Annotated in this window: 16 protein-coding genes; 9 read left to right on the forward strand and 7 right to left on the reverse strand. The window is 62.5% G+C overall.

Annotation, left to right across the window (positions count from 1 at the left end; genetic code table 11):
* Window positions 1-298 precede the first annotated feature (298 nt).
* From NE591_RS16175 to rplL, 3 genes are all read left to right on the forward strand, one after another.
* Window positions 299-1,717, forward strand: a complete 1,419-nt coding sequence (locus tag NE591_RS16175) for a helix-turn-helix transcriptional regulator (protein ID WP_173114216.1) — start codon at window positions 299-301, stop codon at window positions 1,715-1,717.
* Window positions 1,718-2,138: 421 nt separating this feature from the next.
* Complete coding sequence (gene rplJ / locus NE591_RS01515; RefSeq protein WP_114539434.1) at window positions 2,139-2,660, forward strand: 50S ribosomal protein L10; 522 nt, start codon at window positions 2,139-2,141, stop codon at window positions 2,658-2,660.
* Between the two features lie 91 nt (window positions 2,661-2,751).
* Complete coding sequence (gene rplL, locus NE591_RS01520; protein ID WP_022740627.1) at window positions 2,752-3,129, forward strand: 50S ribosomal protein L7/L12; 378 nt, start codon at window positions 2,752-2,754, stop codon at window positions 3,127-3,129.
* 225 nt (window positions 3,130-3,354) lie between these two features.
* Here rplL and NE591_RS01525 read toward each other — a convergent pair whose 3' ends face one another.
* The 5 genes from NE591_RS01525 to NE591_RS01545 form a co-directional block, all read right to left on the reverse strand.
* A complete protein-coding gene (locus tag NE591_RS01525; RefSeq protein ID WP_227070397.1) occupies window positions 3,355-4,272 on the reverse strand; it encodes a patatin family protein in 918 nt (305 codons plus the stop codon).
* Window positions 4,273-4,353: 81 nt separating this feature from the next.
* Complete coding sequence (locus NE591_RS01530) at window positions 4,354-5,604, reverse strand: hypothetical protein (RefSeq protein ID WP_256156247.1); 1,251 nt, start codon at window positions 5,602-5,604, stop codon at window positions 4,354-4,356.
* A gap of 201 nt (window positions 5,605-5,805) precedes the next feature.
* Window positions 5,806-7,833: a heavy metal translocating P-type ATPase gene (locus NE591_RS01535; protein ID WP_173114206.1), complete on the reverse strand. Its 2,028-nt coding sequence runs from the start codon at window positions 7,831-7,833 to the stop codon at window positions 5,806-5,808.
* 8 nt (window positions 7,834-7,841) lie between these two features.
* Entirely contained in the window at window positions 7,842-8,069 is a 228-nt protein-coding gene (locus NE591_RS01540; RefSeq protein WP_114539425.1) for a cation transporter, read from the reverse strand.
* 70 nt (window positions 8,070-8,139) lie between these two features.
* The gene (locus NE591_RS01545) at window positions 8,140-8,424 is read right to left on the reverse strand and encodes a helix-turn-helix transcriptional regulator (RefSeq protein WP_114549312.1); all 285 of its coding nucleotides are present in this window, start codon (window positions 8,422-8,424) and stop codon (window positions 8,140-8,142) included.
* Between the two features lie 429 nt (window positions 8,425-8,853).
* Here NE591_RS01545 and NE591_RS01550 point away from each other — a divergent pair, with 429 nt between their 5' ends.
* The 3 genes from NE591_RS01550 to guaA all read left to right on the forward strand — a co-directional run bounded on the left by NE591_RS01550 (window position 8,854) and on the right by guaA (window position 12,088).
* Window positions 8,854-9,231: a sulfurtransferase gene (locus NE591_RS01550; protein ID WP_117284334.1), complete on the forward strand. Its 378-nt coding sequence runs from the start codon at window positions 8,854-8,856 to the stop codon at window positions 9,229-9,231.
* A 174-nt stretch (window positions 9,232-9,405) separates the two neighbouring features.
* Window positions 9,406-10,281, forward strand: a complete 876-nt coding sequence (locus NE591_RS01555) for a tyrosine-protein phosphatase (RefSeq protein WP_114549292.1) — start codon at window positions 9,406-9,408, stop codon at window positions 10,279-10,281.
* A 202-nt stretch (window positions 10,282-10,483) separates the two neighbouring features.
* Window positions 10,484-12,088, forward strand: coding sequence for a glutamine-hydrolyzing GMP synthase (guaA, locus tag NE591_RS01560; protein ID WP_114549293.1), 1,605 nt, complete (start codon window positions 10,484-10,486; stop codon window positions 12,086-12,088).
* Between the two features lie 480 nt (window positions 12,089-12,568).
* On the opposite strand, the gene NE591_RS01565 is transcribed toward guaA, so the two are convergent.
* Both NE591_RS01565 and NE591_RS01570 read right to left on the reverse strand, forming a co-directional pair.
* The gene (locus tag NE591_RS01565; protein WP_227070392.1) at window positions 12,569-13,819 is read right to left on the reverse strand and encodes an RNA-binding domain-containing protein; all 1,251 of its coding nucleotides are present in this window, start codon (window positions 13,817-13,819) and stop codon (window positions 12,569-12,571) included.
* The gene (locus NE591_RS01570; protein ID WP_227070391.1) at window positions 13,813-14,232 is read right to left on the reverse strand and encodes a helix-turn-helix domain-containing protein; all 420 of its coding nucleotides are present in this window, start codon (window positions 14,230-14,232) and stop codon (window positions 13,813-13,815) included. Before NE591_RS01570 ends, NE591_RS01565 begins: the two co-directional genes overlap by 7 nt.
* Window positions 14,233-14,371: 139 nt before the next feature.
* On the opposite strand from NE591_RS01570, the gene NE591_RS01575 reads away from it, so the two are divergent.
* From NE591_RS01575 to NE591_RS01585, 3 genes are read left to right on the forward strand one after another with little or no spacing between them, the layout of a single operon-like run.
* Window positions 14,372-14,584: a hypothetical protein gene (locus NE591_RS01575; RefSeq protein WP_013978946.1), complete on the forward strand. Its 213-nt coding sequence runs from the start codon at window positions 14,372-14,374 to the stop codon at window positions 14,582-14,584.
* Window positions 14,584-15,657, forward strand: coding sequence for a site-specific integrase (locus NE591_RS01580; protein WP_013978947.1), 1,074 nt, complete (start codon window positions 14,584-14,586; stop codon window positions 15,655-15,657). Before NE591_RS01575 ends, NE591_RS01580 begins: the two co-directional genes overlap by 1 nt.
* Window positions 15,657-16,043: a mobilization protein gene (locus NE591_RS01585; RefSeq protein ID WP_227070390.1), complete on the forward strand. Its 387-nt coding sequence runs from the start codon at window positions 15,657-15,659 to the stop codon at window positions 16,041-16,043. The genes NE591_RS01580 and NE591_RS01585 overlap by 1 nt, the downstream gene beginning before the upstream one ends.
* Window positions 16,044-16,046 lie beyond the last annotated feature (3 nt).

Genomic DNA, 16,046 nt, shown 5'->3' on the forward strand with positions numbered 1-16,046 from the left:
CGTCGGCTTTGCCGTTTCCGCCGAATTGGGGACGTGGAAAAAGCGGGACTTGCCACGGATTGGGACTTCTGGAAAATGTGGGGCATGTTTTCTGGGAATAATTTCGAGTTGTTAGACATTCGGTTCCCTGAGGATGGCCTGATTTCGTCGAAAGAGGAGCTCGGAAAAGACTTTCCGCCTTTTGAAAGACAAAAAGCGCAGTTAGGTTCAGGCGTAGACAGAGGATATGTCTAACAACTCGAAATTTCTGCCATAATAGACGGGCGAGATTGACACGAGGGTTGCAAAGGGGCTGAGTGTGAAGAGCGAGAATGCGGAAGATCGTCGGGCGCTCTTGAGGGGCGGGCGGCGCTACGTCTGCGCTTACGGGTGCGCTCGGGCGTGGGCGACGCTGACGTTCACGGGAACGTCGGGCGCGGGCGTGCTGGGCGCGCCGTCGAGCGACTTCGATTCTCACCTCACGTTCGACATCGCTTTCATTGCCGTCAGCATTCTCGTGGTGCTGCTGTTCCGGCGTCTGGTGCCCCTGAACGAGAATCGCGTGGTGAAGGCGGTCTCCTCCGGCTGTATGGCGGCTGCATCGCTGCTGTGCGTGGCGACTGCCTGGATCCCGGGGGCGTCCTTGGGGCTCATGGTCGCGGGATCGCTGGCGGCGGGCGTGGGCTATGGTCTCTTCCTGCTGCTGGCCGCGGAAGTGCTGGCCACCTTCAGTCTGTTGCGCATCTTCCTGTTCCTGTCGGGCGCGATGCTTCTAGGCTCGGTCATCACGTTCTTCTGCGAGGGGCTTGTCGGCCTTCAGGCCCAGGCCATGCTCGTGCTTTTGCCTTTGCTGGCGACGCTGTGCCTGCAGGGCGCCTACGAGCATGTGCCTGCGGCCGATCGTCCCAAGCGGGGCGTGCCGAAGTTCTCCTACCCGTGGAAGCTGTTCGTGCTGTACGGCCTGTACGCCTTCGCCTACGGCATGCGGGCGAACCAGCTGGTGGCGGGCGCGGGGAGGCACTCGTCGGCCTCGACGTTCATTCTCATGGCGGTGCTGTTCGCCACGGCCTATTTCGCGTCGAAGCGGTTCAATATCGGGCTTCTGTACCGATCTCCCGTGGTGCTCATGGTGTGCGGCTTTCTGCTGGTGCCGGCCGAGAGTCTGTTCGGCACGGCGGCGTCCAGCTACCTCATCGCCATCAGCTACTCGCTCATGTCCTCCCTCGTGATGTTCCTGCTGTTCGACATCGCCAAGCGCTTGGGTGTGGCTATCGTGGCGTTCATGGCCATCAAGAACGCCGAGCAGTTGCTGCAGCTGGCTGGTGGCGGCGCCACCGATGCGCTGGGCATGCTCGGGCTGCCGGCGTCCACCGAGGCTCTGGCGGTGACGGTCATCGTGTCGGTACTCATTTTGGCGGCCACGGTGCTGCTGTTCTCCGAGAAGGAGCTGGCTAGCAAGTGGGGCGTGTCCATCCTGGAGGAGGGCGGCCTCGTGCAGCGCACGGCCGAGGAGGAGCGCGCCGCCGAGCGCGTGGAGGAGTTCTCGCGCACCTATCGTCTAAGCCCTCGCGAGCAGGAGGTGCTGACGCTTCTGGCCGAGGGGAAGACCGGCCGCGTCATTCAGCAGGAGCTGTTTATCGCCGAGGGTACGTTCAAGGCCCACACGCGCCACATTTACGAGAAGATGGGCATCAACTCCCGCAAGGAGCTGTTCGAGCTGCTGGGCCTTCGTTCGTAAGCAACTGCAGGTTGCTGCTGATTGGGTTGCGCAGGCTGCCGCTGGCCGGGCTGCGCAGGCTGCCGCTCGCGCGGGTTTTTTGGAGAGGGGAGAAAAACCCGTTGACACGGGCGGGATTCGCTCTAGAATAGACGAGCTGCCCAAAGGTGGGCAGTGCAACGAACAGATATGTTCCGCTACTTAAGACAGCAGGTACCGAGTCTGCAACCGCCTGCGGGGCGTTCCGGAAGGGGCGACACCTGGCGCAACGGCTCGGTTTAATCGCGAAAGCGGCCCGCCGAGGTGGTCGAAGATTCGCAACCGTGAATTTCTGCGGCCTCCGTCTTATGGGCGGGGGCCGCTTTTCTCATCTTAAGGCTTGCGGCCCACCCAGCACAGGTGCGGAACCCGGAAAGCTTTGAGAAGGAGGTGTACGTACAACATGCCCAACGCTCAGAACAAGGAGATGCTCGCCAGCATCAAGGAGGATCTCGACGGCGTTTCCGCCATGTGGGTCGTGGATTACCGCGGCCTTACCGTGAAGGAGATGCAGCAGCTGCGCCGCGACATTCGCGAGACCGGCTCGGTGATGAAGGTCTACAAGAACACGCTGGTTCACCTGGCGCTCGCTGAGGCCGAACTGCCGACGCTCGACGATATGCTCGCCGGCCCCAGCGCGTTCGTGTTCTCCGGCAACGACGTGGCCGCATCGGCTAAGGCCCTGAAGACCTTCGCTAAGGCCAACGAGAACCTTGAGATCAAGGGCGGCCTGATGGAAGGCGCTGCCGTGTCGGCCGCAGAGGTGGAGGCCATCGCTTCTCTGCCCTCTCGCGAGCAGCTCATGGCTCAGATCGCCGGTGCCATCTCCGGCGTCGCTCGCGGTCTGGCTACCACCATCAACGGTGTGCCGCGCGGTTTGGCCCAGGTCGTCAAGGCCGTGGCCGAGCAGAAGGAAGCTGCCTAACAGCTCGGGCGGCCTGAGACGGGTCGCGTAACGCAAGAAGAAATAACGGTCGGCGCGAAGAGGTGCCGGCCCCCTTTGAAAGGAAACTAACATGGCTGTTACTCGTGAAGAGATCATTGAGGCTTTGAAGGAGATGTCCCTGCTCGAGGCTTCCGAGCTCGTGAAGGACATCGAGGAGACCTTTGGCGTGTCCGCCGCCGCTCCGGTGGCCGTGGCCGCCGCCGCTCCGGCTGAGGGTGGCGCTGCCGCCGAGGAGAAGTCCGACTTCGACGTCGTGCTCGAGGGCTTCGGCGACAACAAGATCGCCGTCATCAAGGTTGTCCGCGAGATCACCGGCCTGGGCCTGAAGGAGGCCAAGGAGGTCGTCGAGGGCGCTCCGAAGGCTGTCGCCGAGGGCGTGAACAAGGAGAAGGCCGAGGAGATCAAGGGCAAGCTGGAAGAGGCCGGCGCCGCTGTGACCCTGAAGTAAATTGTTTCGCCGTTGCTAACGCAACGTCGAACGACTCGACGCTGCGGTTCCGACAGGCACCTGGCCTTGCCCCTTGTTTGGGGCTCGGCGTTGGCCTAAGCCAACTTGGCCCCAAGGCGGGGCAATTCCAGGCGCCTGTCGGAACCTCGCTGACATTACCAGCGATGGGCGTCGAAGGAAAACCCCCGCACTTAGCGGGGGTTTCTTTTTTTGGAAAGGCATTGTTTAGCCCAGCCACTCCAGGAGGGAGGCGATGTCGCGCTGGGCTTGGACGAGGCCGGTCTCGTAGGAGCGGACGAGGGCGTCGTAGTCGGTGGTCTTGTTGGTGACGTCCATGGTGTCGGGGTAGAAGACCCAGGCGGCGGCCGCCTCTTCCAGGTGCTCTATCTCGTCGCAGAGCTCGTTGTAGGGCTGCCAGCGCGCGATGGTGCGCTCGGCCACGATGGGATGCGCGCGGAAGGCGGCGCGGAAGAGCGCTTGGGCGGCGCGGCTCATGGGGCGCTTGCGATAACCGCGCGGCTGGGTGCGGATGATGCAGAAGCGCTCGTAGCCGTCGGCGCGGGCGGCATTCAGCAGGATGCCCCAGCTATCTCCCATGCCGCCGTCCATATAGGTGCGCCCATCGATGGTGGTAGGCGGCATGAAGATGGGCATGGTGGACGACGCGCGCACTTTCAGTCCCAGGTCGTGGGCGTCTTTCACATCGGCGCGGGTCCAGGCGACGGTCTCGCCGGTGTTCCAATCCATGGCCTCGATATGCATCTCGGCCGGGTTGGCGGCGAAGGTGTCCCAGTCGAAGGCCATGGGGTCGCCGGCGGCCGCGTTCTCGATCAGCTCCTCGTAAAGGTAAGGGCTGTTGAAGTAGCCGGTGCCCCGCAAGAAGCTGCCCCAGCCGCCGAAGCGCGGGTACTTCACCAGATCGACGAAGGAGGCACGGGCACGGGTGGCGTCGCGCACCAGGTAGTTCACCGTATGGCTGGATCCGGCCGAGATGCCGTAGACGCGCCCGAAGTTCAGGTTGCGCGCGAGCAGCTCCACCACCATGCCGGCAGTGTAGCTGTTGCGCATGCCGCCGCCCTCGAAGATGAGCGCCACATCGGGCTGGTTGATGGCGAGGCCGGCATATTTGGCGGGGTCGGTCATGAGGACTCCTTCGAGGCGCGAAAAAAGGGAGCCCATAAGAGCTCCCTTTCAGTATAGCTATTCGTCGCGATGTCGGGCGAGTTACTCCGCGTAGCGGAAGAGGGCGGCGACGGGTTGGTCGGTGGGCATCTGATCCTGCTCGACGATGTAGATGTGGGCGTCTTGGGCCAGTGCCGCCTGGGCGAAGGCGTCGGTGATGTCGGGCGCGGCCGGGTCGATGTAGCCGTCGTCGACCGGGTTGGGGTTCCCATCGAAGGTGACGGTGCCGGTGTTGATGTCGAAGCCGCCGGGGAGGATTTTGCCCTTCACGAGGAACAGCGCTCCCACGCGGCGCTCGGCCAGTGCCATGCCGATGGCGTCGAAGTCGTCCGAGGCCTTGCCGTGGGCCGCATCGGCGCCGAACTTCTCGGCGGTTTCCTTGATGTTCGCATCGCGGATGCCGTCCATCACGGTCAGCGACTCTTCCAGAAGCGCCTTGCCGTCAAGACCGGCGGGATCCTTCTTGATGCCGACGGGCAGGAGGTGGCGCAGCGTGGAGAGCTTGCGGAAGGCGTGCTCGTACTCCTCGTCGCAGCACAGGATGATGGGGGTGGCGTCATCGCGCACGAGGTAGTCGTTCACGGCCTGGTTCACGTAGCGGAACCACGGCAGGGCGTCGTCCTTCTTCACCTCGTTGCGGGACTGGCGGTCATGGTACTGGCCCATGTGGCCTTCCAGGGTGATGTAGTCCAGCGCGCCCAGCTCGCCCTTCTTCATGTCGGCGGCGGTGTCGTCGCTGTTGGCGAACAGCTCGCTGAAGAAGTCGTGCACTTCCTGCGGCAGCTGCTGGCGCTCCACGTGGGTGCGGTCGCCCTTCACCCAGCTGAAGCGGTCGTTGCCCAGCTCCAGCACGTAGTACTCGGTGCCGTACTGGAAGTTGCGCAGCAGGGGCTTGACGAAGTAGGTGTCGCCGGCGGCCACCATGGGCTCGGGGGCGAAGAACAGGTTGTACACGTAGATGTCGTCGTTGTTCATGAGGAAGCCCAGACCCTCGCCGGCATGCAGCCAAAGCGGCATGTCCGGATGCTCGAGCAGGTAGTCGGCCTTCTCGACGATGCCCTTATAGGCATCTTTGTCGTAGGTTTCGGCGAGCGTGCGCTCGGCATCCTTCATCAGATCCTTGAACATGTCGCGATCCCAGATATCGCGGCGCTCCTCGCGCTCGGTGTGGTGCACGGGAATATAGAGCGACACGACGGGCGCGGTCACATCAGCGAGGATGGCCGGATCGAACTTTTCCATCACGTGAATGCTATCGGCGGTCTTCCGCAAGGTCTCCTTCTCGTCTTTCATGACGAACCTCCAAAGTGGTCGGGAACACAAAGTGCGCGCAGCAGTGTCGCCGCGCCGTTGACGTTGGAAGGCGACGGCGCGTGGTGCAACTGATGTGCTGGAAAGAGCATAGCCCCCGACTGGGAAAATCGGGGGCTATGAGCCAGCCTGTGAACGGGCGGTTGCCGAAATGCAGTTTAAAGTTGATTTGACCGCTCGCCTTTAGTCGAGGTAGCGCTTCACGTTCATGGCGCGCATGGCGTTCAAGATGGCGATGACGGCCACGCCCACGTCGGCGAAGACGGCCATCCACATGTTGGCGATGCCGAAGGCGGCCAGCACCAGCACGGCAAACTTGACGCCCAGGGCAAACACGATGTTCTGCCAGACGATGCCCATGGTGCGCCGCGCCAGGTGAATGGCGCGGGCGATGTCGTCGGGGTCGTCGTTCATGAGCACGATGTCGGCGGCCTCGATGGCGGCGTCCGAACCCATGGCGCCCATGGCGATGCCGATGTCGGCGCGGGTGAGCACGGGTGCGTCGTTGATGCCATCGCCCACGAAGGCGAGCTTGCCCTTGCCATTGGTGTCGCGCTCGGTTTGGGCGAGAAGCGCCTCCACCTCGGCCACCTTGTCTTGGGGAAGCAGCTCGGCGTGCACCTCGTCGATGCCGAGTTCGGCGGCGACGGCCCGGGCCACGGGTGTGCGGTCGCCCGTGAGCATGACGGTCTTCTTCACGCCGGCCGCGCGCAAATCGGCGATGGCGCGGGCGGCGTCGGGCTTCACGGTGTCGGCGATGACGATGGCGCCCAGGTAGGTGCCGTCGGCGGCCACGTAGAGCACGGTGCCCGGCACGTCGGTGGCCGTGAAGGCGATGTCATGGGCCGCCATGAGCTTGCCGTTGCCCACGAGCACGTTTCGTCCGTCCACGACCGCTTCCACGCCCTGGCCGCTGATCTCGCGGACGTCGCGCACCCGTTCGGCGGTTGTGGTGGAGCTGCTTCCGGGCCGCGCGCCAGTCGTGGTGGAGTCGCTGTCCGGTTGCGCCAGATTCGCGTCGTTGTCGCTGTCCGGTCGCGCGTCGGTCGTCAGGGAGTCGCGATAGGCGCGCACCGATTGCGCGATGGGATGGGTGGAAAAGGTCTCGGCTGCGGCGGCGATGTCGATAAGCTCGGTCTCGCTTACGCCAGGGGCGCCGATGAGCTCGGTCACGGAGAAGGTGCCGTCGGTCAAGGTGCCGGTCTTGTCGAACACGACGGTTTCGGTAGATCCTAAAGCTTCCAGGTAGTTCGACCCTTTCACCAAAATGCCAAGGCGCGACGCCCCGCCGATGCCGCCGAAGAACGACAGCGGTACCGAAATCACGAGCGCACAGGGGCACGACACCACGAGGAAGGTGAGTCCGCGCAGGATCCAGTCGGACCACTGACCGCCGAACAACAGCGGGGGCGCGATGGCGAGTACAGCGGCCACGCCCACGACGATGGGGGTGTACACGCGGGCGAAGCGGGTGATGAAGTTCTCGGTGCGTGCCTTCTTCTCGGCGGCGTTTTCCACCAATTCCAAGATGCGGCTTACCGTGGAGTCCTCGAAGGGCTTGGTGGCGCGTACGACGAGTTTGGCCGTCAGGTTCACGCAGCCGGAGATGACCTCGTCGCCTGGGCGCGCCGTGCGGGGCACCGACTCGCCGGTGAGCGCCGCCGTGTCAATTTGGCTTTCGCCGGTCAGCACCGTGCCGTCAAGCGGGATGCGCTCGCCGGGCATGACGATGAACTCGTCATCGGGGGCGAGCTCGAAGGGATCCACCTGCTTCAGCTTGCCCTCCTCCATGACGTTCGCGTACTCGGGCGCGATATCCATCATGTCCGCGATGGACTGGCGCGACTTGTCCACGGCGTAGCTTTGGAATAGCTCGCCCACCTGGAAGAACAGCATCACGGCCGCGCCTTCGGCCATGTGCGGCTCGGTGTCGGGGAACAGCACCAGCGCAAACGCGCCGAAGGTGGCCACGGTCATGAGGAAGTCCTCGTCCAGCGCGTGTCCGTGAACGAGTCCGCGCAGGGCGCCGGCGATGACGTCGTAGCCGGCGATGAGGTAGGGGATGAGGAACAACGCGAACTCGGCGTACACGTCGCCGGGGGTGCCGAAGGCGGCGCGCAGGATGCCGGTCTGGGCCGCCACCTCGATGATGACGAACAGCACGAGCGCGACGATGATGCGCGTGAGGAGTTTCTTCTGCTTCGGGTTCATGGGGAATCCTAACGGACGATGCGGCAGTCTTTCTCGTAGCTGGTGCAGACGGCCTGGGCGGCGTCGACAATGGCGGCTAGGGCCTCCTCGTCGGCGGCGTCCGCGTCGATCATCAGCTTGCTCGTCATGAAGCTGATGGATGCTTTGTTCACGCCGGGCAGCTCATTGATGCCGGCCTCCATCTTCGCGGCGCAGTTGGCGCAATCGAGGTTCTCCAGTTTGAATGACTTGCGCATGATGGTTCCTTTCAATGTTGTTCCCACTCGATAGTGGCGGGCGGTTCGGTGAATCGCAAGGGGGACAGGGTTACTCGCACACGTGGGTCATGCCCTGGGCGAGCATGGTGTAGACGTGGTCATCGGACAGGGCGTAGATGACGTTTTTGCCGTCGCGGGTGGCCTTCACGAGGCGCGCCTGCTTCAACGTGCGCAGCTGGTGGCTCACGGCGCTTTGGGTGCAGCCGACGGTCTCGGTGATTTCCGTGACCGATAGACCGCCGCCCATGAGCGCGAACAGGATCTTGATGCGGGTGGTGTCGGAGAAGGCCTTGAACAGGTCAGCCACATCGAACAGCAGCTCCTCGTCGGGCATCTCCGCGAACAGATTGGCCGTGGCCTCGCGATTGCAGCCGCAGGGGCAAGCCTCCAGCGATGCGCAGGCGCCCTCCACGATTTTGCCGGCTTCTTTCTCTATGGCTGTCGGTTCGCCCATCTTGACTCCTTGCAAACTATTAAACATATGAGCAACTGTTCATAAGTATAAACACCGCCATCGACCTGTCAAGGGGAGGAATAAAAGATCCCGTTTGGAAGAGCAACGGAAGGGGAAGCGTAACGGCTCCGTCGCCATCGGAAGGCGTGTCAAAGCTACCATTGAAGGCAGAAAACGCGATAGGACGCAGTGTCGCATGCCTTTGTCTCGTGCACGATCCGGCTATCTCCCAATCATTGATACGAGGCGGGGAAGAAGGCGCGGATGGCCGTCCCATCGTGCTCGATGCGAGTTTTGAAAGGTGTTGCAATGAAGGCTTACCAAATCGTCGATGCCGACTTCGTGAAGCGCGAGATAGGACGCATGCCCATCGTGGACGTGCGACCGCCGCTGCGCTATGACACGGCCCATATTCCCTCGGCTATCAATATTCGGCTCGATGTGGCCGCCGCTTCGGACGATCCGGCCGAGGAGCTGGCCGAGATGTTCCAGGACAACGGCATTTTCCCCGAGGACGCGGTCATCGTGTACTGCCAGATGGGCGTGCACGCCAAGATCGCCTGCGATTACCTGGCGTCGGCGGGTTACAGCAAGCTGTATCTGTACGCCGGCAGTATGAACGATTGGATGCGCGATTCGGCGCGTCCTGTGGAGGCCTCGTCGGTCGCCTTCGCGAAGGCGTCCTAGGGAGAGCACGAAGACCTGCGGCCGAGCGTTCGACGCTGCCGATGTCGGCGCGTTCGTCGCGACGAAACGATGACAAGGGCCGTCTGCTTGTAGCGGGCGGCCCTTCGCTGCTCTACCATAAGCGGGAGATATCGATGCGGGCGCATCCCGCGCTCGCCGAGACAGGAGGCGGCCATGACCACGGAAGAGAAGCGCGTCGACGAGGAAGAGTCCTCGCCGTTGGATATGCCCGAGCCCATTCCCGGGTTCCCCGAATTCGGGCACATCCCCTTCGAGGGGCTGCACAACACGCGCGATTTGGGCGGCATGCCGGCGGCCGATGGACGCCGCATCGCGCCGGCGAAACTCATCCGCAGCGGGTGCCTTCACAAGGCGAGCGAGCAGGACCTGGCGCGGCTTGTGGGCGACTACGACCTGGCCGGCGTCATCGATTTCCGCACCCAGCTCGAGCGCGACAAGGAGCCCGACCCCCGCGAGCTTATGGAAGGCGTGGTGTTCTACGACTTCCCGGCGCTGTCCGGCGAGACCATCGGCATCACTCACGGTGCGGGCGTGGCCCAGGACTTGAAGACCTTCGCCAGCTACAACGCCAGTCCTCACGAGCTGGTGCGGGGCATGTACCCCCAGATTTTGCTGGACGACGCGGGGCGGGTTGCCTACACGTCGTTTCTCGAGGTGCTTTTGGAAGGCGACGGTGGAGCGTACCTGTGGCACTGCTCCGAGGGCAAGGACCGGGCTGGCCTGGGCGCGGTTATCGTGGAGCGGGCGCTCGGGGTGCCCGAGGCCTACGTGCGCGCCGATTACCTGGCCACGAACTTGTTCGTGCGCAACCGCGCCGAGGGGATCGTCGACGCCATCAGCAAGAAGCTGGGTCTCATGAAGGGGCTCGACGCGGACATCGACTCGCTGTTCTACGCCTACAACGACTACTACGATTGCGCCATGGCGGCGGTGAACGCCAACTACGGCTCTTTCGATGCCTACCTCGCCGAGGCCCTGGATTTTGGCCCCGAAAAACGCCAAGCTCTCCGCGCGAAGTATCTCCGGTAGCCCGCCCTCCCTCGCGCTGCGTCTGCTCGTGCGGCCTTGAGCAATCTCGCCCGTCCGCCCGTAAGGGCAGACCTTGGTCTGCCCTAATCTCCCTATCCTCCATCCATTCCGCACTTTCTCGACATTTCACCTCGTAGAAATACCTCAGCGCGCGGGGAGGTGTAAAATCGCCCTCGAACATTTCGCGACCCAAGGAGGCATTGTGGCCGAGTCCGCTACCCCGGAACAGAAAGTCATCGTCGTCGATTTCGGCGCCCAGTACGGGCAGCTCATCGCCCGTCGCGTGCGCGATTTGCACGTGTATTCCGAAATCGTGCCCTGCGACATCACGGCCGAGGAGGTGCGCGCCATCGCGCCGGCGGCCATCATCCTGTCCGGCGGCCCGGCGTCGGTGTACGCGGAGGACGCCCCTTCCATCGACCCGGAGATTCTCGCCCTGGGTATTCCCGTGCTCGGCTTCTGCTACGGGCAGCAGGCCATGGCCGTGGCGCTCGGCGGGGAAGTGGGCCACACCGAGAAGGGCGAGTACGGCCCAGCGGTCATCACGCGGGCGGGCGAGTCGGCGCTGTTCGACGGCACCCCCGGCGAACAGACCGTGTGGATGAGCCACCGCGATGCTGTGAGCCGCGTGCCCGAGGGCTTCTCCATCACGTCGCGCACCGAGGTGTGCCCGGTGGCGTCCATGGAATACCCCGAGCGGCGCCTGTTCGCCACGCAGTTCCACCCCGAGGTGCGCCACACCGAGTTCGGCCAGACCATGCTGCGGAACTTCCTGTTCGGCGTGTGCGAGCTTGAGCCCGATTGGACGATGGACTCCATCATCGACGACTCCATCGAGGCCATCCGCGCCGAGGTGGGGGACGACCGCGTCATTTTAGGCCTTTCGGGCGGCGTGGACTCGTCCGTGGTGGCGGCGCTGTGCGCCCGCGCCATTGGCAAACAGTTGACCTGCGTGTTCGTGAACCACGGCTTTCTGCGCAAGGGCGAGCCCGAGGAAGTGGAAGAGGTGTTCACGAAGCAGTTCGACGTGGACTTCATCCACGTGCACGCCGAGGAGCGCTATCTTGAGCTTCTGCGAGGCGTGACCGACCCGGAGCAGAAGCGTCGCATCATCGGCACGCAGTTCTGGAAGGAGTTCTTCGCCGTGGCGGAGGATCTGGCCCAGGACGGGCGTCCGGTGAAGTACCTGGCCCAGGGCACCATCTACCCCGACATCATCGAGAGCGGCGCGCGCAAGACCGGCGGGAAGGCAAGCACCATCAAGTCGCACCATAATTTGATTCCGTTCCCCGAGGGCGTGCATTTCGACCTGATTGAGCCCTTGGATCATTTCTTCAAGGACGAGGTACGCGCGCTGGGCACGGCGCTGGGGCTGCCCGACTACATCGTGCACCGCCAGCCCTTCCCGGGGCCGGGCCTGGCCATCCGCATCATCGGCGACGTGGACGCCGAGAAGCTGAGCATCCTGAAGAACGCCGACGCCATCGTCCGCGAGGAGCTGGACACCTACAACGAGCGCCTGTTCGCCGAGACAGGCGAGCGCAACAGCGAGCACAGTGTCTGGCAGTACTTCGCCGTGCTGCCAGACATCAAGTCCGTTGGCGTCATGGGCGACGAGCGCACCTACGCGCGCCCGGTGATCCTGCGCGCCGTAGAAAGCTCGGATGCCATGACCGCCGACTGGGCCCGCCTGCCCTATGACGTCCTAGCCCGCATCTCCGGCCGCATCGTAGCCGAAGTCCCCGGCGTGAACCGAGTGGTGTATGATATCACCAGCAAACCGCCCGCAACGATCGAGTGGGAATAGCAATAGAACATTTGTTCGTGTTTTTCATACGGTTTCTAGCGGTTCCGATGGCGACCGATGACGACATTTCAGAACGTCCGCACCTGCAAACCGCATGATTCCGAAATCAGATAGAAACTCGCAAGGCTCCTCGAAAGAATCGAGGAGCCTTCTCGTTTCCGCAGATAGACGCATGGTCGGTTGTCACCCCATGGCAAACGGGCATGGGTCGAACGAGCCCGAAACGGCGCGAACGGAGCCGAAAGGAACCAACGCGAACCGAACAACCTGCAAGCCAGAAAAAGGGAGTGATACCAAGGGGTTTGCGGGTGCCGCCGAAAATCGGCGAAACTCAAACGAAACTCACCCGGAAAAACGAAACTCAAGAATGACGGACGTCCCTGGTGGAGAGCCTGGAAGTGTCATTCTCGCAAACTCACGAAGACGGACAGATTTCGCTACTACTCCTCCCGAGTGGCAGCGAAGGGCTTGCGGGCCAAACTACCAATCCCTGGAAGTGGGCAAGCGCAGCCCTTCGGGGTCGCCTCTGAACTCTTCGAGCATGCACTTGAGGATGGGAATCGCTTTCAGCTCGCGAGTGGCTTGGTCTTTCGCCTCCTGGGGATAGTCCTCGGGAAGTCGCTCTGCGCCGTACGGGTCGGGAGTTGCCGACATCTCCGAGTCAAACTCGAAGCGCCGTTCACGAAGGAACGTTTCGAAGTCCTTGCGTTCTTCCTCGTCTTGGAAGATGACGACGGTTTCGAGGAACCGCTTACGCGCTATCCTGGCATCGTCGTAGGCCTCATCGAAGAAGAACTCGTTCAGGCTCCAATCCAAAGAGTCCTTCGTGTAGTAGCAATACATGTGATCGAAATCCAGGCTGCGCCGATCCCAGCGCACAAAGGAACGCGACGGAACGGGCGCGAAATACCTGCCGCCGTCGAGGGCGATGCCGAGGGTGTCGAATATGCGAGTCTGGAAATACCGGATCTCGATCGTATACCAGCTCGGACCAGGGTCTGTCTGGTTCAGCATGTAGTACTCGTAGCCGTCCCGTTCGTCGTCCGAATCATGGCAGACGGTAAACTCCGGGGCGTATAGATAGTACTTGTCCTCCGTGCCGATCACCTCGGAGAGAAACCTCCAATGTTCCTTGTCTTCGAGCATCCCCTTCACCCTCGCGAGAGGAGATTCATCGAGTGAAAAATGATGGCGCCAGATGTCTTCCACCTCACTCCACGACGCCCCTTCGTCTATGGGCGTGTTGGAGTCAATACGTCGCGTGTGGACCATATGCGCGCGCACTTTCCCCGACCCCTTCGAGAGGGAATAAGGCATATCCTCCCGCCTGCTCACGATACACAGGATGTCTATCGTTCCCCCGTCAAGCTCCATTGGCTCCACGACCGCGAAGGGGGGCTGACCGTTGTCCCATTTTGTCTTCGAGAGCATATCGACAATCATCTGGTTCGTCTTTCGTTCGGCATGGTCGTTATTCTCGACATCGCACACCGAGTAATCCTCTTCCTCGTCTATGCCGATGAAGAGGTACGACACGTCGCTCTCGAGATTGTTGGCAAGACAGAGCATGTCGTGGATTAGCTCAGAATTGTCTTTATGCCACTCCTTCTTGAAGTCCCAGTAGGCCCCTTCGCGTTTCAGCGCGATAAGGTTAAGGGCTTCTTCACGGATTTTCGGCCGAAGGCCGCTGATAAGGCGAGCCCTTGAAATCCTCCTCGAATCGCCTAGCATCCGCCAATCCCCATCTTCCAGGACTCGTATTCCTCGGGGGTTATCTCGCCGCGGTCGAGCGCATCCACCTGGGATTCCCAGGCCTTGATGGCGGCGGCGAGCTTAGGCGCCTTCTCCGCGCCGGGCGCGACGGCGAGCCTGCCTCCACCGACGGGCCTGAGCCCGAACTCCTCCTCGATCCTGAAGAGGAGCTCGAGGGCGTCCCTGGCGGATTCAGCCTGGACGGGCATGAGGGCCTCGGGGGCGACCCCGAGGGCGCCTGCAATCGCATCCAGGGCGGAGCCCTTCAGCGCCCTCCTGCCCGCCTCGTAGTTCCTGATGGCCGCGTCGGTGCAGCCGGCCCTCTCAGCGAGCTGCCGTTGCGTCATCCCCCGCGACTCGCGCAATGCCCGTATGCGGCTTCCCGTCGTCATCTCTCCTCCTCTGATCGTTTCCCCCATGATACTAGAGAACAAAAACGTTCTCAATTTGTCTTGACCGAACATTTTCGTTCTGTTAGTGTCACGAATTACAGAACGTTCCTGTTCTGTTCATCGAACGAAGGAGGAAGATATGGAGCAGAATTCTAAGCCGGTGATCATGGGCGTCGAGGAGGTCATGCACGCCCTCAGCATCAGCAGGCCCTACGCCTACCGCATTATCAGGATGCTGAACTCCGAGATGGAGCAGAGAGGCTACACCACCATCAAAGGGAAGGTGAGCCGAAAGTATTTCTACGAGCGCTTCCACTGCGCCGACGGCGTTCCCAGACAAGAGGCCCGCTGATGCCCGCCTACATGAACGGGAAGACTGGCGCCTGGTACGTCCAGTGCTATTACAGCGACATCGACGGCAACCGCAAGCACAAGGTGAAGCGAGGGTTCGCGACCAAAGGAGAGGCGCTGGCATGGGAGACGGAGTTCCTGGCCTGCGCCGACGGGTCCATGTCGATGCCCTTCGAGGCATTCGTGAAGAGGTACTCCGAAGACGTGAGACCAAGGCTCAAGCTCAACACCTGGCTCACCAAAGAGCACATCATCCGCACGAAGATAGTGCCATTCTTCGGACCCAAGAGGATGTGCGACATCTCCCCCAAAGACGTGGTGGACTGGCAGAACAAGATGGTGGGCTCGTACGACGACGAGGGAAAACCGTACAGCGGCACCTACCTGAGAACCATAAACAACCAGCTGAGCGCCATCTTCAACCACGCCGTCAAGTACTACGGCCTGGGAAAGAGTCCCGCCGCCCCGACCATCAAGATCGGCGAGCGGCAGGGGTCGGAGATGAAGTTCTGGACGAAGGAGCAGTACCTCGCGTTCAGCGAGGAGGTGATGGACAAGCCAGCCAGCTTCTACGCGTTCGAGATCCTGTACTGGTGCGGCTTGAGGGTCGGCGAGCTCCTCGCCCTCGAACCGAACGACATCGACCTTGGAAAGTGCCTCATCCACGTCACCAAGAGCTACCAGCGGATCCGGAGGAGGGACGTCATCACCTCGCCCAAGACGCCCAAATCGAAGAGAGATGTGGTCATGCCGGAGTTCCTTGCGGACGAACTCGCCGATTTCCTCGGATCCATCCCGGAGGAGCGGCGCGCCTGCCGCATCTTCTGCTTCACCAAAAGCTACCTGCACCACGAGATGAAGCGCGGCTGCGCCGCATGCGGGCTCGAACCCATCCGGATCCACGACCTTCGCCACAGCCATGTCTCGCTCCTCATAGAGATGGGGTTCAGCGCGATCGCCATAGCGGACCGGCTGGGGCACGAGACCTACGAGATGACGCTTCGCTACGCCCACCTCTTCCCCAGCAAGCAGTCGGACATGGCAGCGGCGCTCGACCAGAGAAGGAGGCCCTGATGTCCAGGCCGACCGTCGACTACAAAGGGCGCCGGCGCAGCAAGACAATAGCGTTCCGGGTCTCGCCGGAGGAGGACGAGGTGATAAACGCCCTCGTGGCGGCGAGCGGCATGACCAAGCAGGACTACATAACCTCCAGGCTCGAGTGCCGCGACATAAACGTCAGCCCGAACGTGAGGGTCTACAGGATGCTGCGCGACCAGATGAGATCCGTCTACGTCGAGCTCAGGAGGCTCAGGAGCGCCGACGGCATCGACGAGCGCCTCATCGAGCTCATACAGGTGCTGACGCGCGTGTTCATCGACCTCGGCGCCGACGAGCTCGGGGCGGTCGGGGACGACGTGGCGCAGCAGGACGCGGCGGTCCTCAGGATGGCGAGGGGCTAGCTC

The sequence above is a fragment of the Adlercreutzia sp. DFI.6.23 genome (genome assembly GCF_024462535.1).
GTDB lineage: Bacteria > Actinomycetota > Coriobacteriia > Coriobacteriales > Eggerthellaceae > Adlercreutzia > Adlercreutzia rubneri.